The sequence below is a fragment of the Streptomyces sp. NPDC051286 genome, from assembly GCF_044455345.1.
In the GTDB taxonomy this organism is placed as follows: domain Bacteria; phylum Actinomycetota; class Actinomycetes; order Streptomycetales; family Streptomycetaceae; genus Streptomyces.
This window is the reverse complement of sequence record NZ_JBITER010000071.1, coordinates 1-20479: the sequence shown is the minus strand read 5'-3', so window position 1 is coordinate 20479 and position 20479 is coordinate 1. Positions and strand designations below refer to the sequence as shown.

The 20479-nt window shown below is 67.9% G+C and carries 16 protein-coding genes and 1 pseudogene; 10 read left to right on the top strand and 7 right to left on the bottom strand.

The genetic code is table 11. From position 1 onward, the window contains the following. Positions 1-87: 87 nt before the first annotated feature. The 4 genes from ACIBB8_RS34965 to eccCa all read right to left on the bottom strand — a co-directional run bounded on the left by ACIBB8_RS34965 (position 88) and on the right by eccCa (position 7014). Positions 88-636: a hypothetical protein gene (locus ACIBB8_RS34965; RefSeq protein ID WP_398959078.1), complete on the bottom strand. Its 549-nt coding sequence runs from the start codon at positions 634-636 to the stop codon at positions 88-90. Continuing rightward, positions 633-2585, bottom strand: coding sequence for a hypothetical protein (locus ACIBB8_RS34960; RefSeq protein WP_398959076.1), 1953 nt, complete (start codon positions 2583-2585; stop codon positions 633-635). Before ACIBB8_RS34960 ends, ACIBB8_RS34965 begins: the two co-directional genes overlap by 4 nt. Then, complete coding sequence (locus ACIBB8_RS34955) at positions 2569-2739, bottom strand: hypothetical protein (RefSeq protein WP_398959074.1); 171 nt, start codon at positions 2737-2739, stop codon at positions 2569-2571. The genes ACIBB8_RS34960 and ACIBB8_RS34955 overlap by 17 nt, the downstream gene beginning before the upstream one ends. 300 nt (positions 2740-3039) lie before the next feature. After that, positions 3040-7014, bottom strand: a complete 3975-nt coding sequence (eccCa, locus tag ACIBB8_RS34950; RefSeq protein ID WP_398959072.1) for a type VII secretion protein EccCa — start codon at positions 7012-7014, stop codon at positions 3040-3042. Between the two features lie 234 nt (positions 7015-7248). Between eccCa and eccD the strand changes: the two genes are divergently transcribed. From eccD to ACIBB8_RS34920, 6 genes are all read left to right on the top strand, one after another. Continuing rightward, on the top strand, positions 7249-8751 hold the full coding sequence (eccD, locus tag ACIBB8_RS34945; RefSeq protein ID WP_398959080.1) for a type VII secretion integral membrane protein EccD: 1503 nt from the start codon (positions 7249-7251) through the stop codon (positions 8749-8751). 278 nt (positions 8752-9029) lie between these two features. Next, positions 9030-9320 (top strand): 30S ribosomal protein S15, encoded by a 291-nt coding sequence (rpsO, locus tag ACIBB8_RS34940; RefSeq protein WP_189546018.1) that lies wholly within the window; start codon positions 9030-9032, stop codon positions 9318-9320. Positions 9321-9625: 305 nt separating this feature from the next. Continuing rightward, on the top strand, positions 9626-11839 hold the full coding sequence (locus ACIBB8_RS34935; RefSeq protein ID WP_266980869.1) for a polyribonucleotide nucleotidyltransferase: 2214 nt from the start codon (positions 9626-9628) through the stop codon (positions 11837-11839). Beyond that, a complete protein-coding gene (locus tag ACIBB8_RS34930; protein WP_366691827.1) occupies positions 11836-13215 on the top strand; it encodes a pitrilysin family protein in 1380 nt (459 codons plus the stop codon). The genes ACIBB8_RS34935 and ACIBB8_RS34930 overlap by 4 nt, the downstream gene beginning before the upstream one ends. A 24-nt stretch (positions 13216-13239) precedes the next feature. Then, a complete protein-coding gene (dapB, locus tag ACIBB8_RS34925; RefSeq protein WP_398959069.1) occupies positions 13240-13992 on the top strand; it encodes a 4-hydroxy-tetrahydrodipicolinate reductase in 753 nt (250 codons plus the stop codon). Positions 13993-14006: 14 nt separating this feature from the next. Then, complete coding sequence (locus ACIBB8_RS34920) at positions 14007-14498, top strand: hypothetical protein (protein ID WP_398959067.1); 492 nt, start codon at positions 14007-14009, stop codon at positions 14496-14498. A 188-nt stretch (positions 14499-14686) separates the two neighbouring features. On the opposite strand, the pseudogene ACIBB8_RS34915 reads toward ACIBB8_RS34920, so the two are convergent. Then, a pseudogene (locus tag ACIBB8_RS34915) lies at positions 14687-14767 on the bottom strand (hypothetical protein); the annotation flags it as partial. Between the two features lie 75 nt (positions 14768-14842). Between ACIBB8_RS34915 and ACIBB8_RS34910 the strand changes: the two are divergent. After that, on the top strand, positions 14843-15418 hold the full coding sequence (locus tag ACIBB8_RS34910; RefSeq protein ID WP_398959065.1) for a putative immunity protein: 576 nt from the start codon (positions 14843-14845) through the stop codon (positions 15416-15418). A 145-nt stretch (positions 15419-15563) separates the two neighbouring features. Here the strand turns inward: ACIBB8_RS34910 and ACIBB8_RS34905 are convergent, their stop codons facing one another. Together ACIBB8_RS34905 and ACIBB8_RS34900 are read right to left on the bottom strand one after the other, a co-directional pair. Continuing rightward, positions 15564-16115, bottom strand: a complete 552-nt coding sequence (locus ACIBB8_RS34905; protein WP_398959063.1) for a hypothetical protein — start codon at positions 16113-16115, stop codon at positions 15564-15566. A 93-nt stretch (positions 16116-16208) separates the two neighbouring features. Beyond that, positions 16209-16445 carry a hypothetical protein gene (locus tag ACIBB8_RS34900; RefSeq protein ID WP_366137095.1) on the bottom strand — a complete coding sequence of 79 codons (237 nt, stop codon included), beginning with the start codon at positions 16443-16445 and terminating at the stop codon, positions 16209-16211. 186 nt (positions 16446-16631) lie between these two features. Between ACIBB8_RS34900 and thyX the strand changes: the two genes are divergently transcribed. The 3 genes from thyX to ACIBB8_RS34885 all read left to right on the top strand — a co-directional run bounded on the left by thyX (position 16632) and on the right by ACIBB8_RS34885 (position 20234). Beyond that, positions 16632-17369, top strand: coding sequence for an FAD-dependent thymidylate synthase (thyX, locus tag ACIBB8_RS34895; protein WP_358860035.1), 738 nt, complete (start codon positions 16632-16634; stop codon positions 17367-17369). A 152-nt stretch (positions 17370-17521) separates the two neighbouring features. Further along, positions 17522-18421 carry a 4-hydroxy-tetrahydrodipicolinate synthase gene (gene dapA, locus ACIBB8_RS34890; RefSeq protein ID WP_398959060.1) on the top strand — a complete coding sequence of 300 codons (900 nt, stop codon included), beginning with the start codon at positions 17522-17524 and terminating at the stop codon, positions 18419-18421. Positions 18422-18548: 127 nt separating this feature from the next. Further along, the gene (locus tag ACIBB8_RS34885; protein ID WP_398959058.1) at positions 18549-20234 is read left to right on the top strand and encodes a ribonuclease J; all 1686 of its coding nucleotides are present in this window, start codon (positions 18549-18551) and stop codon (positions 20232-20234) included. Positions 20235-20479 lie beyond the last annotated feature (245 nt).

Below are 20479 nucleotides of genomic sequence, written 5' to 3'. Positions count from 1 at the left end.
ACACCAGAACTCGAACGGTTCCGGCGGCGAAAGTGCTCACCTGCTGGCGGCTACGGAACCGAGCATTCCCCGGTTCCGTAGCTCCCATTAGGCGGTGCAGCCGAGCGCTTTCTTCACCTTTGGCACGAAGTCGAGGGTGAAGGCCTTGATGTGCTTGCGGCGTTCGGCGACGTCACCGCCGGCCTGGCCGTCGACGCTGACGATCGCGATGAGGAAGTCTGCCTTGGGGCCGGAGCAGCCCGTACTGACCATGGAGGTGGCGTCGCCCAGTGCCCCCAGTCCCGCGAACGGCAGGTCCTTCATCTTCTCCCGGTTGGTGAAACGGGAGGCGTACAACTTGTCCATCGGATCGTAGAGTTCGTCCGCCTTGTCGACCCGGAGGTGGACCACCAGTTTGCCGTCCACCCCGATGCGGCAGGCCCCCTGAATGTTCGTGCCGGTCTCGATCACGGAACCACCCGTGACCCTGAGTTCCTTGCCGTCGAAGAGGAACGGGTCGAGAGTCTTCTCGTTGAGCGGGACCCCGCATGCCGCCTTCGGAACGGTGTATTCCCGTCCGCTGCCACACGCGGTGAGGGACAGCGCGAGGCATGCGGTGAGGGCGGAGACGGCCGTGCGGCGCAGTACCTTCGTCATTGGATGCCCTTCACTCCCTCAGCTTTCTGGTTGCCGTCGTTGGCGGAGCCCTCGATCTGTGCGTAGATGCCTTGGTTCTTGGAGAAGCCCTCGTGCGCGGGATCCTCCGCCCAGTCCTTGTTCTCCCGGTACCAGATGTCCGCGAGCGACTGGAGTTCCCGGCAGCGGTTTTCGTACGTCTTGGTGTGATCGGCGGTGGCCTGGTCGTTGATCCGGTTCTGTTCGTCCTCCAGCATCTTCGAGGTGATCACGTCCACGCCGCGCTGTACCGCGTCGCCGACCGGATGCCATGGTGTGAGGAGCCCGCCCACAATGTGGTACCTCCACGACTTCTTCCACGAGGCGTCGGCGAGGGCTTCGCCCTTGTCGGTGTTGGTGGCCTGGTAGCGGGCTTCCTCCAGGAAGCCGATCGTGCGACCGGCGCTGTCGAGGGTGTCCTCGGGGTGGGCGATCTCGCTGGGGCTGGCGGGGTGGTCGTTCCTGGTGAGGATGTCAGTCACGATCGCCTGGTGCATGACCTGGGTGAGAGTCTGGTAGTCGTCCCTGTTGCGCGAGATCTGCTTGCTGACTTCCATCAGCTGCCCCGCGTCCAGCTCGCGCTCGACAAGTGGGCTGCTCATTGCCTCGTGCACCCAGTCGCCATGGTTACCCATGGCGTACGCCATGCTGTCGCGCATCTCCGGCGGGAAGTCGTTGCCGGTGCTTGCCAGGATTCCCAGGGAGCGCTTCATGGCCTCCCGCTGCTCCGGCGTGTGCTCCTCGTACTTCGTCCCGGGCGCCTCGGGGTCGCTGACGCCCGACACCGCCGCGAACATGGCCTTGCCCGCCGCGTCCTTGGCCGGGTTCGGGCCATCGTTCAGTGGCGTGTCGTCGAAGTACGGGCGGTCCTTCAGCACCCACTGCGCATTGTCCTGCGGCTCCTTCGCGTTGAAGAAGTCCGTCGAGGCGTCCGGGCTGTTGGCGAGTGCCGTGAGGAAGCCCGTCATCGGGTCGCGGCCGAACTCCTCGTCGCCGATGAAGTTCAGCTTGGGCTTCGGCTGCGAGTTCCAGTAGCGGTCCGGCAGCCTCATCTCCTTTTCCTTGGCGACCAGTTCGTTGCCGTACTTGTTGAGGAACTGGTCGTCGTAGTCGCCCGTGCGCATGAGGTTGCTCATGATCTGGAAGCCCCAGACGTCACCTGCGCGGGTGTTGTACCGCTCGCCCGCGAGCTTCAGCATGTTGTCCTCCCACTGCCGCATGGCAGGGCTGTCCGACTGGGTGGCGCCGCCCAGGACATGGCCCAGGTTCTTCTGGAACTCACCGAGCTGGTTGAGCTGCGTGCGGGTCAGGTCATTCGGGCTGTCCGGGCTCGAAAGGTCCGCCCAGAACTCCAGCGTCGCCTTCGGGCCCAGCTGGGTGGCGAACTTCTCCTGGAACAAAGGGTCGTTCTTGAACGAGCTGAGCAGACCGTTCAGCTTCAGGAACTCCTCGGGCGACATCTCGTCGCCCTTCTCCTTGATCAGCTTGGCCGCTTCCTCGGCCTTGCGCAGGGCGTCGATCGCGGTGTCACGGTCGTTGTACGAGGCACCTGAGAAGCCGACCTCGGCCTGGTCGACGATGGCACGCAGGACGGTTGCCGCCGTCGTGTCGCTCTCCGTCGCCCGGTTCAAGATGCGCTGCACATCGTCCCGCAGGTGCTCCGCGTCCTGCGGAGAGTGGTCCGGAGCCTCGTGGCCCTTGGCGGCGCGGTCCGGGTGGATGAGCATCGTCACGGTGAAGCCGCCACCGCCGGTCTGGGCAACCGTGAGGTTTTTCTTGCGGCCCCGCTCCAAGGCCTGATCCAACTGCTCCTTGTAGTCCACCAGTTCGTCGTGGGTGTCCCTGAGGATGTCGTGGATGGTCTTGGCCTGGGTGTGGGCGTCGGAGAATTCACCCGCAGTCTTGGTGATGAATTCACGAGACCGTGGCATTTACACCGGCCCAGTCTGCCTTGTCCGCCTTCGCCTTCAGATCGTCCCGTGCGTCTGTTTCCAGCGTTCCGAGTTTCTCCACCACTCCGTTCCAGGCGGTGATGGCCTGGCCGAGCTGGCTGAAGTTGCCCTGACGCAGCGTTTCGAAGTCCATCAGCGCTGCGTCCTCTCCGTGAATCCGTCCTGGACGGGAGTCTAGCGCTCGCCCGGCAGTCGTCCGATCTTCATACGTGTCAGCCCCGTTGGCCCCGACGGTCCGATGGCCGACAGTGTGGTTATAGGGCTGCGCCTCCTGTGTGACGGGAATGCCGGACTGCTGGAATCAGCTCTGTCCAGGGGCGGCAGCGGGCGAGCCGCCGCCCCGACTTCCGACGTGGAGAGGGCGCGGCGTACGAGGCGTGAGGGAACAGCCACACCGGCCTGCCCCGCTGCCCCGCCCGCCGCGCATGCGCCCCTACCGCTCCCCGGCCATGAGCCCGGACTGCACCAGCGGATTCCCCCGCCGCCGCGTGACGAAGACCCCGCGCCCCGGGGGCATCGGGCGCGGCCGTACGTTGCCGAGGACGTCCCCCTCGATGGGGTCGCCCGAGAGCATCAGGCCCTGCGCGCCCAGCTCCATGATGCGCTGCATGAACGGCTCGTACAGGGCACGTCCGACCCCCGCCGTGCTACGGGCGATGATGAACCGGACGCCGACGTCACGTGAGAACGGCAGCATCTCCGCGAGCTTGGCCAACGGGTTCCCGCTGGATGTGGAGACCAAGTCGTAGTCGTCGACGACCACGTACACCGTCGGGCCGCTCCACCAGCTGCGTTCGCGCAGCTCCTGCGCCGTGACGTCGGGCGACGGCGTACGGCGCTTCATCAGGTCGTACAGCGCGTCCATGTGGTGCTCCATGTTGTTGGACATGGGCACGTACTCCGCCAGGTGCGTCGCAGGGGTGACGTCCAGGAGCGCTCGCCGGTTGTCGATGACGAAGAACTTGCAGGTGTTCCCGTCGTACCTCTCGGTCAGCTGCTTGATGAGCAGCCGCAGCAGATTGGACTTCCCGGACTCGCTCTCACCGAACACCAGGAAGAACGGGTCGCGCTCGAAGTCGAGGAAGACCGGCTCCAGGTTGTTCTCGTCGATACCGAACGCGATGCCCCGCTCCGGATGCGCGTAGCCCGCGGGGAGCTCGTGCGCCGGAAGTTCGCGGGGCAGGAGCCGGACCGCCGGGGCGGCAGCCGCGGTCCAGTGCCGGGCGACCTCCTGGTTCATGGCCGCCGTTGCTTCGGAGAGGTCGCTGTCGGAGTTGATGCCGTCGATCCGCGGTACCGCGGCCATGAAGTGCAGCTTCTCCGGCGTGAGACCACGACCGGGCACGCCGGCCGGCACGTTGACCGCGGCCTTGCGGTCCAGTTCGGAGTCCATGACGTCGCCGAGCCGCAGTTCGAGCCGGTTCATCAGGTGGTCCTTGAGGTTGGCCCGGACCTCCATGGAACGCGACGCCGTGACGATCAGGTGGATGCCGTATCCGAGGCCGCGTGCCGCGATGTCCACGGCTGCCGCTTCCAGGCCCTCGTAGTCCGTACGGAAGTTGCCCCAGCCGTCGATGATCAGGAAAACGTCGCCCCACGGCTGGTCCGTGACCGAGATGTCGCCGCGCGCCCGCAGCCTGCGGAAGGTGGCGATGGAGTCGATGCCGGCGCTGCGGAAGTACTCCTCGCGCCGCGCCATGATCCCGTACACCTCGGAGACCGTACGCCGCACCCGCTCCGGGTCGAGCCGGGAGGCGATCCCGCCGACGTGCGGAAGACCGGAGACCGAGGCCATGCCGCCGCCACCGAAGTCGAGTCCGTAGAACTGGACCTCCTGGGGCGTGTGGGTGAGTGCGAAGCCTGCGATGAGTGTGCGCAGCAGCGTGGACTTGCCGGACTGCGGACCACCGGTGATCTGCATGTGGCCTGCCGCCCCGGAGAAGTCCCGGTAGAGCGTGTCGCGCCGCTGCTCGTACGGCTTGTCGACCACGCCCAGGGGTACGACGAGACGGCCCGAACCCTCGAATCCGGGCTGGGTCAGCCCACGGCCCTCGACCGCGGAGAGCCCCGGCAGGAGCTCGTCCAGCGACGGCGGGTTGTCCAGCGGAGGGAGCCACACCTGGTGCGCGGAGGCCCCCCGGCCCTCCAGCCGGCGCACGATCACATCGAGCACCGTGTCCGCCAGGGCGTCGTCCTCCGCCGTACGCGCGTCGGGTACGGAGGCCCCGGTCCGAGGGCTCGGCTGTACGTACTGCACCGGCACCGGAGCCGCCGTGAACACCACCGGCCTGCGGTCCACCGGCAGAGGGCCGGAGGATACGGCCGACTGGGCGCCCGAGCGGTACACCCCGGAGACGTACGCGGCCTTGAAGCGCACCATCTCGTCCGTGCCGTACTTCAGGTAGCCGGAACCGGGGACGTTGGGCAGGTGGTACGCGTCGGGCACACCCAGCGCCGCCCGGGACTCGCCCGCCGAGAACGTGCGCAGGCCGATCCGGTAGGACAGATAGGTCTCCAGACCGCGCAGCCGCCCCTCCTCGAGGCGCTGGGAGGCCAGCAGCAGATGGACGCCCAGCGAACGGCCGATGCGTCCGATCTGCACGAACATCTCGATGAAGTCGGGCTTGGCCGTCAACAGTTCGCTGAACTCGTCGATGACCAGGACCAGGGAGGGGATGGGCTGCAGCGGGGCTCCCGCGGCGCGCGCCTTCTCGTAGTCATGGATGTTGGCGTAGTTGCCCGCGTCGCGCAGCATCTCCTGGCGGCGGTTGAGCTCACCACTGATGGAGTCACCCATGCGGTCCACCAGCGTCAGATCGTCCGCGAGGTTGGTGATCACCGCTGCGACGTGGGGCATCTGTGCCATGCCGGCGAAGGTGGCACCGCCCTTGAAGTCCGCGAGGACGAAGTTGAGCGTCTCCGAGGTGTGGGTGACGGCAAGGCCCAGGACGAGCGTACGGAGCAGCTCGGACTTGCCGGAACCGGTGGCGCCGACGCACAGGCCGTGCGGTCCCATGCCCTCCTGCGCCGCCTCCTTGAGGTCCAGCATCACGGGGGTGCCGTCCTCGCCGACGCCGATCGGGACGCGTAGCCGCTCCGCCTGGGAGCGGGCCCGCCAGGTCCTGCTGACGTCGATCGAGGCCGCGTCGCCCAGGTTCAGCAGATCGGTGAATTCGAGATTGGCGAGCAGTGGTTCGTCGTCGTCCCCGCCCGAGGCCGCCTGGAGCGGCGCCAGTTGCCGGGCCAGTGCTTCGGCGGCCTCATGACTGAGCTGGTCGGGAAGGCCGTCATAGACCAGCCCGTGCTCGGACTCCAGCTGCAGCGAATGGGGGTGCACCACGACGGACAGGCCGCCGCGTGCCCCGTTGACCTCACCCGGTACGACCTCGACGACCGTCACGCCCTGGAGGCCCTCGGCCGCAGCGAGAGCCGACACCGGCGATACGGACTGGCCGTCGAGCACGACGACGACATGGGGCTGGTCCATGAGCGGCTGGCCATCGGGCTGGAAGCGCGGCCGGCCGTCGAGCCGGCCCGCGAGCATCTCCTCCAGCTCCGCGATGCTGGTGGTGATCAGGCGGCGGCTGCCGGCACCGTCGACGAAGTCCGGGGCCTGGACGTGCGGAAGCCACTTCGCCCATTCCCAGCGCGGGATGGCGTCCTGGCCCGTCGCGACGGCGATGATCAGATCCTCAGGAGAGTGCAGCGAGGCGAGCGCACCGACCATCGCACGGGCCGTGGAACGCACGGACTCCGCTTCGCCGCTGATGGTCAGGTGGTAGAAGGCGCGCAGCGAGACCGCCATGGGCAGGCCGTCCAGCGTGCTGTGGGTCGTCAAGAACTGCTGCATTGCCCCGGCGGTCAGCGGCTCCAGCTCATCGACCGGCGCGGTCTCGGGTGCGATGAGCGGCGTGGCGAGTTCCTGACTGCCCAGGCCAATGCGTACCTGTGCGAAGTCGACGTCACCAACGCGGCGCTCCCACACCCGGCTGCCCTCGGCGACAAGCGCCCACAACTGATCCGGGGACGGGTGGAGATAGAACTGTGCGTCGCGCTGTTTGCGGGCTGTCTTCAGAACGGCGCGTCGGGTCTGCGTCAGGTACTTCAGATAGTCACGCCGCATGTCCGCGAGCTGCCCCTGGGTGCCCTGCCGGAGGCGGACGATCATCGCGACGGCCATGGCGACCGTTGACGCGATCATGATCATGCCCATGATTCGCATGATCGGATTCGGGGTCATGAAGAAGAAGACGACGGAACCACCCATGCCGAGCATCGGCAGCAGCTGCATCATCATCCCCTCCTGCTGACCGCGAGGCAGCTCGGGTGGCGGTTGCAACTGCACCTGTTCGTCCGGCACTTCGGAGGGCAGAGCCCGCGGTGCGCGCTTGACGACGATCTGACTCACGGCTCACCAATTCCCTTGCCGGACAGAGTTGTTCGTATCGGCGCCCCCGTGGCGACGGGCTCCGTCCGCGGGAGGATCCTACTGGCGTACCGGATGACCAAGGAGCGGTAGGGTGTCGCGACGCGTGTGAGCATTCGCTAACTACCGCAAGGAAACGGTCATTCGGAGCGCGAGCGAAGCCCGCGACCCCAGGACTCGTTTCAGGAGAACGATGAGGGGGAGCAGCAGGTGACTATGACGGCCCAAGCGGCAGCCACCGGATCCGGTCGGCCGGGTCCCGGAGTTCCGGCCGGCAACGGAACCGGGTTCTGCCGGGTCACGGTCGTCGCGCCCGACAGCCGCGTCGACGTGGCGCTGCCCGAGGACATCGCCGTCGCAGACCTGTACCCGGAGATCCTCCGGCTGTCGGGACAGAGCCCCGCTCAGGGCGCTCCGGTCGGCTATCACCTGGTACGCCGCGACGGCACCGTCCTCGACAGCGGTCGCACCCTGGCCGGTCAACGCATCCTCGACGGCGAACTGCTGTCCCTGCGTCCCTTCGCCGAGTCGCTGCCCCCCGCGGTCTTCGACGACGTCTCCGACGCCGTCGCCACCGCTGTCGCCCGGGACCGCACCCTCTGGGGCGACACCCTCATGCGCGGAGCCGGGCTCTTCGGCGGGTCGCTCCTGCTGGTCCTGCTCGGTTTCGTGCTGTGGACCTCCGGCCCACGGCACGACATGCACGGCCTGCCGGGCGTCCTTGCCGCCGTCATCGCGGTACTCACTCTCGCGCTCGCCTGCGTACGCGCGCGTGTGTACGACGACCGGGGATCGTCCACGGCTCTGGGGATCGGCGCGCTCGCGAACGCCGCGGTCTCCGGTGCGGGGCTGCTGCCGTTCAGCGAGGGCCAGGGCACCGGCAGGCTGCAGTTCCTGCTCGCTTGCGCCGCCGTGCTGGTGGTGGCCGTGATCCTCATGATCGCCGCCCCCGGCGGGGACGGTCTCTTCGTCGCGTTCGTGTTCGCCGCCACCATCGGCCTGCTGGTGACCTTCATCGCGATCATGACCGGCATGGAGCCTGTCGAGACCGCGGCGGTGTGTGCCCCGCTCTCCGTGGGTGTGCTCGCCTTCCTGCCCGGTCTCTCCACCCGCTTCGCTCGCCTCCCCATCGGCTTCGAGCCGCCCCGTACCACCGTCGGTGACTACGGGACCTCCGAACCGGCGCCGCATGGCCCGGTCGACGCCGACCGCATTGCCGCCCAGGCGCGACGCGGGCACGAACTGCTCGTCGGCCTGGTCGGCGGATGCGCGCTGGTGGCCGTGGGCGCCGCAGCCGTCCTGGGGTTCTCGGACAACGTCTGGGGCCAGTTGTTGGCGCTCGCCACCGGAGTCGCCATGCTGATGCGTTCCCACCTGTTCCGCTACACGGCCCAGGTCGGCTGCGCCTTGGCAGCGGGTCTCGGCGCACTCGTACTCCTGGGCCTCGGCCTGTCCCTCAATCCGCCGACCGACATGCTGCGCGGGGCTGTCGCGGGGGACAGCACCGCGCTCGACATCCGTACGATCTGGCTCGCCGCAGCCGTCGCGGGCGCCGCCGCCGTGATCACCGCCATAGGGCTGATCGTGCCGCGCAAGGGAGTCACCCCGTTCTGGGGGCGCTTCCTGGAGATCGCCGAAGCGTGCGTGCTCCTTACGCTGATGCCCCTGTGCCTCGCCGTTTTCGACCTGTACCACTCGATCCGCGCCCTCACCAGCTGACCCTGCGAGCCTGCCCGGTCAAACCCGGCGCAGCCGGGCAGAAACAAGCCCGTCCGGCGATCGAGGGCACCGTGGCGCCGGGGAGCCTCCGGGTCACCGCCCCCAGGCAACCCGGCTCCGCCGGCCTGGTACGCTGTGTGACGGCCGTTTGTGTACGCGCCCCCGGATCATCCTGAGGACTGCGCCCATCGGACCTTCGCCCCCGAGTAACGGAAGACCCCCTGAGATCAAGACCAGGGGCACTCGTGGGCGCATCGAACATCAAAGAGGAGTACCGCGTGTCGCTCGACGCCGCTACGAAGAAGCAGATCATGGCCGAGTTCGCCACCAAGGAGGGTGACACCGGTTCCCCCGAGGTCCAGGTGGCCATGCTCTCCCGCCGGATCTCGGACCTGACGGAGCACCTCAAGACCCACAAGCACGACCACCACTCCCGTCGTGGTCTGCTGATCCTGGTCGGTCAGCGCCGCCGCCTCCTGCAGTACCTGGCCAAGAAGGACATCCAGCGCTTCCGTGCCCTGGTCGACCGCCTCGGCATCCGCCGCGGTGCGGCCGGCGGCGCCAAGTAAGACGCCGTGAAGGGAGCGGTTCCCACGACTGAGGGAGCCGCTCCCTTTGCTGTATGCACGGGACGTGTCCGGCTCGCCCGGACGACCGGAATGCCAAGCTGAGCCGATTCTCAGTAACCTGGTCCCAGAACGTCCTGCAGACGAGCGAGAAGCAGCCTCCCCGCCGCCGGTCCTCGGTAGTGGCCCCCGGACACCTCCGGGTGCTTCGATCGAAGACCGGCCCGCCGATGGAGGGCTTCTCCGCTACCGTCCCCCGCCACACGGGCGTGGGGGCGAGAAGACGATATGTATCGGAGAAAACGCTAGTGGAGAACGAGACCCACTACGCCGAGGCCGTTATCGACAACGGAACCTTCGGCACCCGCACCATCCGCTTCGAGACGGGCCGCCTGGCCAAGCAGGCCGCCGGCTCCGCCGTTGCGTACCTGGACGACGACACCATGGTGCTGTCGGCCACCACCGCGTCCAAGAAGCCCAAGGACCAGCTGGACTTCTTCCCCCTCACGGTCGACGTCGAGGAGCGGCAGTACGCCGCCGGCAAGATCCCCGGCTCCTTCTTCCGCCGCGAGGGCCGCCCCTCCGAGGACGCCATCCTCACCTGCCGTCTGATCGACCGGCCGCTGCGCCCCTCCTTCAAGAAGGGCCTGCGCAACGAGATCCAGATCGTCGAGACGATCATGGCGCTCAACCCCGACCACCTGTACGACGTGGTCGCGATCAACGCCGCCTCCTGCTCGACGCAGCTGGCGGGCCTGCCCTTCTCCGGCCCGATCGGTGGCACCCGTGTCGCCCTGATCAAGGGCCAGTGGGTCGCGTTCCCGACGCACACCGAGCTCGAGGACGCCGTCTTCGACATGGTCGTCGCCGGTCGCGTCCTCGAGGACGGCGATGTCGCGATCATGATGGTCGAGGCCGAAGCCACCGAGAAGACCATCCAGCTCGTCAAGGACGGCGCCGAGGCCCCGACCGAAGAGATCGTCGCCGCCGGTCTCGAGGCCGCGAAGCCGTTCATCAAGGTCCTCTGCAAGGCCCAGTCGGACCTCGCCGCCAAGGCCGCCAAGCCCACCGGCGACTTCCCGGTCTTCCTCGACTACCAGGACGACGTCCTGGAGGCGCTCACCGCCGCCGTCAGCACCGAGCTCGCCAAGGCGCTCACCATCGCCGGCAAGCAGGAGCGCGAGGCGGAGCTGGACCGCATCAAGGAGATCGCCGGCGAGAAGCTGCTCCCGCAGTTCGAGGGCCGCGAGAAGGAGATCTCCGGTGCCTACCGCGCACTGACCAAGAAGCTGGTCCGCGAGCGCGTCATCAAGGACAAGGTCCGCATCGACGGCCGTGGCGTCACGGACATCCGTACGCTCGCCGCCGAGGTCGAGGCCATCCCGCGCGTGCACGGCTCGGCGCTGTTCGAGCGTGGCGAGACCCAGATCCTGGGCGTCACCACCCTCAACATGCTCCGCATGGAGCAGCAGCTGGACACCCTCTCCCCGGTGACCCGCAAGCGTTACATGCACAACTACAACTTCCCGCCGTACTCCGTCGGTGAGACCGGCCGCGTGGGCTCGCCCAAGCGCCGCGAGATCGGCCACGGTGCACTCGCCGAGCGCGCCATCGTGCCGGTGCTGCCGTCGCGCGAGGAGTTCCCCTACGCGATCCGCCAGGTATCCGAGGCGCTGGGCTCCAACGGCTCGACGTCCATGGGCTCGGTCTGCGCCTCCACCATGTCGCTGCTGAACGCCGGTGTGCCGCTCAAGGCCGCCGTCGCCGGTATCGCCATGGGTCTGATCTCCCAGGAGATCGACGGCAAGACCCACTACGTCGCCCTGACCGACATCCTCGGTGCCGAGGACGCGTTCGGTGACATGGACTTCAAGGTCGCCGGTACGAAGCAGTTCGTCACCGCGCTGCAGCTCGACACCAAGCTCGACGGCATCCCCGCGTCGGTCCTGGCCGCCGCGCTGAAGCAGGCCCGCGACGCCCGCCTCCACATCCTCGATGTGATGAACGAGGCCATCGACGTCCCGGACGAGATGTCCCCGAACGCCCCGCGGATCATCACAGTCAAGATCCCGGTGGACAAGATCGGTGAGGTCATCGGCCCCAAGGGCAAGATGATCAACCAGATCCAGGAGGACACCGGCGCCGACATCACGATCGAGGACGACGGCACCATCTACATCGGTGCCCAGCAGGGCTCGCAGGCCGAGGCCGCCCGCGCCACGATCAACGCGATCGCCAACCCGACCATGCCGGAGGTCGGCGAGCGCTACCTGGGGACGGTCGTCAAGACCACCACCTTCGGTGCGTTCGTCTCCCTCATGCCGGGCAAGGACGGCCTGCTGCACATCTCGCAGATCCGCAAGCTCGCCGGTGGCAAGCGTGTGGAGAACGTCGAGGACGTGGTCGCGGTCGGAGCCAAGGTCCAGGTCGAGATCGCCGAGATCGACTCCCGTGGCAAGCTCTCCCTCATCCCCGTGATCGAGGGCGAAGAGGACGAGAAGAAGGACGACGCCGCCAAGTGACGTCCCGTAGTTCCGTGACGACGGCCCGCGCCTCCTTCGAGGCGCGGGCCGTCGCCCGTACCCAAACGCTTCTCAAGGGCAGCAACGGCGTCGGCACCGTCCGCCGTACGATCCTCCCCGGCGGTCTGCGGATCGTCACCGAGACCCTGCCCTCCGTACGCTCCGCCACCTTCGGAATCTGGGCCAACGTCGGATCACGCGACGAGACACCCACGCTGAACGGCGCGACGCACTACCTCGAGCACCTTCTCTTCAAGGGCACGGACCGGCGCAGTGCCCTTGACATATCGTCCGCGATCGACGCGGTCGGCGGCGAGATGAACGCCTTCACGGCGAAGGAGTACACCTGCTATTACGCGCGGGTCCTCGACACCGACCTGCCGCTGGCCATCGATGTCGTCTGCGACATGCTGACCGGCTCGCTGATCGCCCCCGAGGATGTCGACGCCGAGCGCGGCGTCATCCTCGAAGAGATCGCGATGACCGAGGACGACCCGGGCGACTGTGTGCACGACCTGTTCGCGCACACGATGCTCGGCGACACCCCCCTCGGCCGCCCGGTCCTCGGCACCGTCGACACGATCAACGCGCTCAGCCGCGGCCAGATCGCCCGCTTCTACAAGAAGCACTACGACCCGACCCACCTGGTCGTCGCCGCGGCGGGCAATGTCGACCACGCCACCGTAGTCCGCCAGGTCCGCCGGGCCTTCGAGCGGGCCGGCGCGCTGACCCGCACCGACGCCGTCCCGGTCGCACCGCGCCAGGGATCCCGCACCCTGCGCACCGCAGGCCGGGTCGAGGTACTGAACCGCAAGACCGAGCAGGCCCACGTCGTCCTCGGCATGCCCGGCCTGGCCCGCACCGACGAGCGCCGCTGGGCACTCGGGGTACTCAACACCGCCCTCGGCGGCGGCATGAGCTCCCGCCTCTTCCAGGAGGTACGGGAGAAGCGCGGCCTCGCCTACAGCGTGTATTCGTACACCTCGGGCTTCGCCGACTGCGGACTCTTCGGCGTGTACGCGGGCTGCCGGCCCAGCCAGGTTCACGACGTCCTGAAGATCTGCCGTGACGAGCTCGACCGGGTAGCGTCCGACGGACTGAGCGACGAGGAGATCGGCCGCGCCATCGGCCAGCTCTCCGGCTCCACCGTCCTGGGCCTGGAGGACACCGGTGCGCTGATGAACCGTATCGGCAAGAGCGAGCTGTGCTGGGGCGAGCAGATGTCGGTCGACGACCTGCTGTCCCGGATGGCGCAGGTCACCCCCGATGACGTCCGGGCGGTGGCCGGCGAAGTCCTCGGACAGCGGCCGTCGCTCTCCGTCATCGGTCCGCTCAAGGACAAGCAGGCCGGCCGCCTCGATGAAGCGGTCTCCTAACTCCACCCGTAAGGAAGCAGAGCAATGAGCAAGCTGCGCGTGGCCGTTCTCGGCGCCAACGGCCGCATCGGATCGGAAGCCGTACGAGCCGTCGAGGCCGCCGACGACATGGAACTGGTGGCCGCTCTCGGCCGAGGCGACAGCCTGGAGACCCTCGCCGAGAACGACGCCCAGGTCGTGGTCGAACTCACCACGCCCGGGTCGGTGATGGGGAACCTCGACTTCTGCATCCGGCACGGCATCCACGCGGTCGTCGGCACAACCGGCTGGACCGACGAACGGCTCGCGCAGCTGAACACCTGGCTCTCCGGCTCGCCGGAGACCGGTGTGCTCATCGCGCCGAACTTCTCCATCGGCGCAGTCCTCACCATGAAGTTCGCCGAGCAGGCAGCCCGCTACTTCGAGTCCGTCGAGGTCATCGAACTGCACCACCCCAACAAGGTCGACGCCCCGTCAGGCACCGCCACCCGCACCGCCCAGCTGATTGCCGAGGCCCGGCGGAAGGCCGGCTGCGCCCCGCAGCCGGACGCCACGGCCACGGCGCTCGACGGCGCCCGCGGCGCGGACGTGGACGGGGTCCCGGTCCACGCGATCCGGCTCCGCGGCCTCCTGGCCCACCAGGAAGTGCTGCTCGGCAGCGAGGGAGAGACCCTCACCATCCGTCACGACTCCCTGCACCACAGCAGCTTCATGCCGGGCATCCTGCTCGGCGCACGCCGCGTGGCGACCACCCCGGGCCTCACCTTCGGCCTGGAACACTTCCTCGACCTCAACTGACTGAGCCCACCGCCATGCGCGCAAAGATCACTTATCTCATCACCGCTGCCGTCCTGGTCTTCTACTTCGTCCTGGTCGGCAGCCGTGGCGTGCTCCTCATCGAGAACGGCACGCTGCTCACGGTCACCTTCGGGGTCGCGGTGCTGATCCTGCCGGTGATCGGTATCTGGTTCCTCTGGAAGAACACCCAGTTCGTCCGAAGGGCCAACGCCCTCGCCGCGGAGCTGGACGCCGAGGGCGGCCTGCCGGTCGACGAACTGGTCCGTACCGCCGGAGGCCGTATCGACCGCGACTCGGCCGACGCGGTGTTCGCACGGCGCCGCGAGGAGACCGAGGACTCCCCGGACGACTGGCGCTGCTGGTTCCGCCTCGCCGTCGCCTACCAGGACGCCCGGGACACCCCGCGCGCCCGCAAGGCCATGCAGCGTGCCATCGCCCTGCACATGAATCCGAGGCCGACGGCCGCACCGGGCTCGGCCGCCACCTCGGTCCCGTCCGGCGACTGAGGACGTTCTTCGAGCGCGTACGGCGGCCGAGAACAGAACCGGCCGCCGTACGCCACGTCCGTGCCGCAGCCGAAACGGGTGTCTCGCACACGGCGGCTCACACGCGGGTACGTACCAGCGCGAGGACGTTGAAACAGCAGCCGGCCAACGGGGTCATCGGGGTCGTGCACGCCGGAGCCGATCCGGAGCTTCACGCCCTTGTCGGTGAGCTCGCCGACGACAGCGCGGACGTCCCGGACGGATCGGGCGAACTGGTCGAATTCGGTCACCACGGCGAGGATGTCGCCGGCCCGGAACGCAGTGAGTGCCTCACGCCCCCCGGCGACCTGCGGCAAGATTGAGCCGTGCCAACTGAGTCGGATCGGATTGAGCTGAGCGAGCACGAACTTCGTGAGATCGCGGGCTACGCGGCTGATTGTGCGCGCAGGGCACTGTCGATCTTCGAGCAGAATCTTCCCGCTGACACGCGCCCTCGCGACGCCATCGATGCAGCTCACGCTTTCGCTGGGGGCGGCCGGCGCACCGGTGCTTTGCGGCAGAGCGCGTGGGCGGCGTACAGAGCGGCACGAGAAGCCGCTTCACCCGCTGGGGTCGACGCGGCACGAGCGGCGAGCCATGCGGCCGCCGCTGCGTACCTTCATCCCAGGGCAAGCGCTCATCAGGTGAAACACATTCTCGGTGCGGCAGCGCATGCGGCACGAGCAGAAGAGCTGGCATCCGGAGAAGACCGGCGTGTCACTGCGGGGACCCTTGAATGGGCGCGTCATCACGCGCCCACAGCGGTCACCGCGGTGCTCGGCCGTCTGCCCGCCGCACCTCCCGGCGGCGGGCGCGTGGGAGAGTTCATTCGCGATCTCGACGCCGCTCTCCGCGCCCGAGGGCGATCAGACAACGCAGGCCCGCGGAGGGATCGTCTCTGAGACGCCGCCGGCGTGGAGCAGGAGGTCGAAGCGCAAGTGTGAGGTGGTCCGGTCCAGGGTGCGCGGGCCGGTGCTCCTGGGCAGGTACGGGAGCCCGGAGCCATCCGACACCGTGCGCCGATCCGCCAGGGTTACGGGACAACCCTCAACCGCGCCGGTACTCGTCCCCCCACGCCTCGATCGTGTCGGAGGCCCGGTCGAACGCCTCGCCACGCCCGAGGAAGTCCGCATTGCAGTCGGTGAGCAGCGGCGGCACGGCCTCGCCGCCCTTCCGTACGACGATCAGCGCCTGACCCTGCACGGTGCGCGGGAATCCGAGCCACCTCACCGGCTGCTGCACCGTACGGACCGTGGCGGCCCGGTCCCACGGCACGGTCGTCGTCACCAGGAAGCCCACCCGCCGCACCCCGTGCCGGCTCACCCAGGCACCCACCCGCAGCAGTCGCAGGGCGCAGAAGATCACCACAAGGGCGAGCCCGACACACAGGGCAGCCCCGGGCATCGCCCCGGCAAACGCGGTGACCATGCCCGCGATGAGCACGAACGAGGCGAGCAACAACAGGGTGGCCGCCGCCGCGACCCGCCACGGCCCCGGGCGGTAGGGGCGCCGCCAGCTGTCGTGGTCGTCGAACGGCAGCGCAATGTCCTCAGCGCTCGCGTCAAACGCGCGGTCGGCCGTCAGGAAGGGCAGGGGCACGACTGATCCTCACTCACAAGCACGCTCGATTACTGTGCCCGGTGAGGCTATCGAGCAGGCCCCCGCACCTACCACCCCAGGGGTCCGTACGAGTCAGCGGTGGGCGGCCTCGGTCTGCTGGCTGTGCGACGGAGCCTGCTCCGGGGCAAGGGCGGGAAGGCCGAGGAGCAGCGATCCGGCGAGACCGGCGATCACGGTCAGCCCCACGAGGGAGCGGGCCGCCAGCTGCGAGACGGTGGCGCGCTCCCGGGGCGGCGGGGCGACGTTGCTGCGGAATCGGTCGGCCTCGGCCACGAAAGCGAACGGGACGGCTTCACGCCGGCGGAACATGAGGAAACTCTCCTTGAACTCTGATAGAGGCGGTGCTATTGAGTGAGACGCACGGCGGGCCTGTTCGGTGCCCCGAATCGCCGAATTCGCCGAAGAAATCCTCGGACGGGCTCTCTGAGGCGCGTTGTCGGTGGCGGCCCGTAGAGTGGGCGCCGCCCGAGCGACGCAATTGGAAGGACCCCGCCGGTGACCGAGACCCCCGAGCCCGCAAAGCCCAGCTTCCGCAGCGATGTGACCGTCGAGCTGGTGAAGCACTCCGCGGCCGACTCCGACGTCCTGTTCGCCGCCCGTGTCTCCACGGCCGGAGAGCAGTCCCTCGAAGAGGTCACCAAGGACCCGGAGCGCTCGAAAGGACTCATCAACTTCCTGATGCGGGACCGTCACGGATCCCCGTTCGAGCACAACTCGATGACGTTTTTCATCAGCGCACCGATCTTCGTGTTCCGTGAGTTCATGCGTCACCGCGTCGGCTGGTCGTACAACGAGGAATCGGGCCGCTACAGGGAGCTGGAGCCGGTCTTCTACGTGCCCGATGAGGCCCGCAAGCTCGTCCAGCAGGGCCGCCCCGGCAAGTACGAGTTCGTCGAGGGCACCGCGGCCCAGCAGGAGCTCACCGGCCGCGTGATGGAGGACTCGTACCGCCAGGCGTACGAGGCGTACCAGGAGATGCTCGCCGCCGGTGTCGCCCGCGAGGTCGCCCGGGCCGTGCTCCCGGTCGGCCTGTTCTCGTCGATGTACGCCACGTGCAACGCGCGCTCGCTGATGCACTTCCTCGGTCTGCGCACCCAGCACGAGCTGGCGAAGGTCCCGTCCTTCCCGCAGCGTGAGATCGAAATGGTCGGCGAACAGATGGAGGAGCACTGGGCGCGGCTCATGCCGCTCACCCATGCAGCCTTCAACAAGAATGGACGCGTAGCCCCGTAAGCGGTGTCCGTATTGCGACGTTTCGTGAAGTTCATCTAGGCTGATCAAACGGACCCGGCACTGCTTGAACCCCCGAGCAGGCAGTGCCGGGCTCCACTCCCTTGTCCCCCCGAGGGACGACCGGGCGCTGAGCAGCGAGTAGCGTGTTACCCATGGCTCCGATCTCCACTCCGCAGACTCCCTTCGGGCGGGTCCTCACCGCCATGGTCACGCCCTTCACGGCGGACGGCACACTCGATCTCGACGGTGCCCAGCGGCTCGCCGCCCACCTGGTGGACGCAGGTAATGACGGCCTGATCATCAACGGCACCACCGGCGAGTCCCCGACCACCAGTGACGCGGAGAAAGACCAGCTCGTACGGGCGGTCCTGGAAGCTGTAGGGGACCGGGCCCATGTCGTCGCCGGCATCGGCACCAACGACACCCGCCACAGCATCGAGCTCGCCCGCACGGCCGAGCGCTCCGGCGCCCACGGCCTTCTCGCGGTCACGCCGTACTACAACAAGCCGCCGCAGGAAGGCATCTTCCGCCACTTCACGGCGATCGCGGACGCCACAGGTCTCCCGGTGATGCTCTACGACATTCCCGGCCGCAGCGGTGTGCCGATCGACACAGAGACGCTGGTCCGGCTCGCCGAGCACCCGCGTATCGTCGCCAACAAGGACGCCAAGGGCGATCTCGGCCGCGCAAGCTGGGCCATCGCCCGGTCCGGCCTCGCCTGGTACTCGGGCGACGACATGTTGAACCTCCCGCTGCTCTCGGTCGGCGCAGTCGGCTTCGTCTCCGTCGTCGGCCACGTCGTCACCCCCGACCTGCGCGCTCTCATCGAGGCGTATCTCGGCGGCGACGTCCAGAAGGCGACCGAGATCCATCAGAAGCTCCTGCCGGTCTTCACCGGCATGTTCCGCACCCAGGGTGTGATCACCACCAAGGCCGCACTGGCGCTGCAAGGCCTGCCCGCAGGCCCGCTGCGCCTCCCTCTGGTGGAACTCACCGCACAGGAAGCGGCCCAGCTCAAGATCGACCTCGCCGCCGGTGGGGTACAGCTGTAACCACAGACTTCACAACTGAATAAGCGAAGAACACTCACAAGAGCGACGTCAGAGAACAGCAAGTGCACGAATGACATGCACGCCACGTGCCTCAGCGGTACGTGGCGTGCGTGGTAAGGAGAGTCTTTTGAGTCATCCGCATCCCGAACTCGGCACCCCGCCGAAGCTCCCCAAGGGCGGCCTCCGCGTCACCCCGCTCGGCGGCCTCGGCGAAATCGGCCGCAACATGACGGTCTTCGAGTACGGCGGCCGCCTGCTCATCGTCGACTGCGGAGTGCTCTTCCCCGAGGAGGAGCAGCCCGGAATCGACCTGATCCTGCCCGACTTCTCCACGATCCGGGACCGCCTCGACGACGTCGAGGGCATCGTCCTCACGCACGGCCACGAGGACCACATCGGCGGCGTCCCGTATCTGCTGCGCCTGAAGCCGGACATCCCGCTCATCGGCTCCAAGCTGACCCTCGCACTGATCGAGGCGAAGCTTCAGGAGCACCGGATCCGTCCGTACACGCTCGAGGTGGCGGAAGGCCAGCGCGAGCGCATCGGCGTCTTCGACTGCGAGTTCATCGCGGTCAACCACTCCATCCCGGACGCCCTCGCGGTCGCCATCCGCACCCCTGCGGGCATGGCCGTCGCGACCGGTGACTTCAAGATGGACCAGCTCCCGCTGGACGGCCGTCTCACCGACCTGCACGCTTTCGCCCGGCTGAGCGAGGAAGGCATCGACCTTCTCCTCTCCGACTCGACGAATGCAGAGGTGCCCGGCTTCGTCCCGCCGGAGCGGGACATCTCCAACGTCCTGCGCACGGTCTTCGCGAACGCCCAGAAGCGCATCATCGTGGCGAGCTTCGCCAGCCACGTGCACCGCATTCAGCAGATCCTGGACGCGGCACACGAGTACGGCCGCCGGGTCGCCTTCGTCGGCCGCTCGATGGTCCGCAACATGGGCATCGCCCGGGACCTCGGTTATCTGAAGGTCCCCGCGGGCCTGGTCGTCGACGTCAAGACCCTCGACGACCTGCCGGACGACGAGGTCGTGCTGGTCTGCACGGGCTCGCAGGGCGAGCCGATGGCCGCGCTGTCCCGGATGGCCAACCGCGACCACCAGATCCGGATCGTCCAGGGCGACACGGTGATCCTGGCGTCGTCCCTGATCCCGGGCAATGAGAACGCGGTCTACCGCGTGATCAACGGCCTGACCCGCTGGGGCGCCAACGTGGTCCACAAGGGCAACGCCAAGGTCCATGTCTCGGGCCACGCTTCGGCCGGCGAACTGCTGTACTTCTACAACATCTGCAAGCCGAAGAACCTGATGCCGGTGCACGGCGAATGGCGCCACCTGCGGGCCAACGCCGAACTGGGCGCCCTTACCGGTGTTCCCAAGGACCACATCGTCATCGCCGAGGACGGCGTCGTGGTCGACCTCATCGACGGTAAGGCCAAGATCGTCGGCAAGGTCCAGGCGGGTTACGTCTACGTCGACGGCCTCTCGGTCGGAGACGTCACCGAGACCTCCCTCAAGGACCGCCGCATCCTCGGCGACGAAGGCATCGTTTCGGTCTTCATCGTGGTCGACAGCACATCCGGCAAGATCACGGGCGGCCCCGACATCCATGCCAGGGGTTCCGGTATCGACGACGCGGCATTCAGCGCCGTCGTACCGAAGATCGAGGAAGCGATCAACAAGTCCGCCCAGGACGGTGTGATGGAGCCGCACCAGCTGCAGCAGCTCGTCCGCCGCACGATGGGCAAGTGGGTCTCCGACACCTACCGTCGGCGCCCGATGATCCTCCCCGTCGTCGTCGAGGTCTGACCCTCCGACAGGCGCGAACTCCGGAGCGGGGCCCCCGATTTGCATCGAGCGCCCCGCTCCAGTACGTTTACGGCTCCGCCTGACCGGGAAGCAGCTGGCGCACTCGTGCGCAGCGGCAGCCCCGAGCGGGTCGGGAATTCCGACTCAGAACTTCTGATAAAGTCGGATCCGCCGAAAGGCAAAGGCCACTCCAAAGGCCACCGGAATCAAATTCGGACCGGAAACGGAAACGAAAAAGAGTCTGG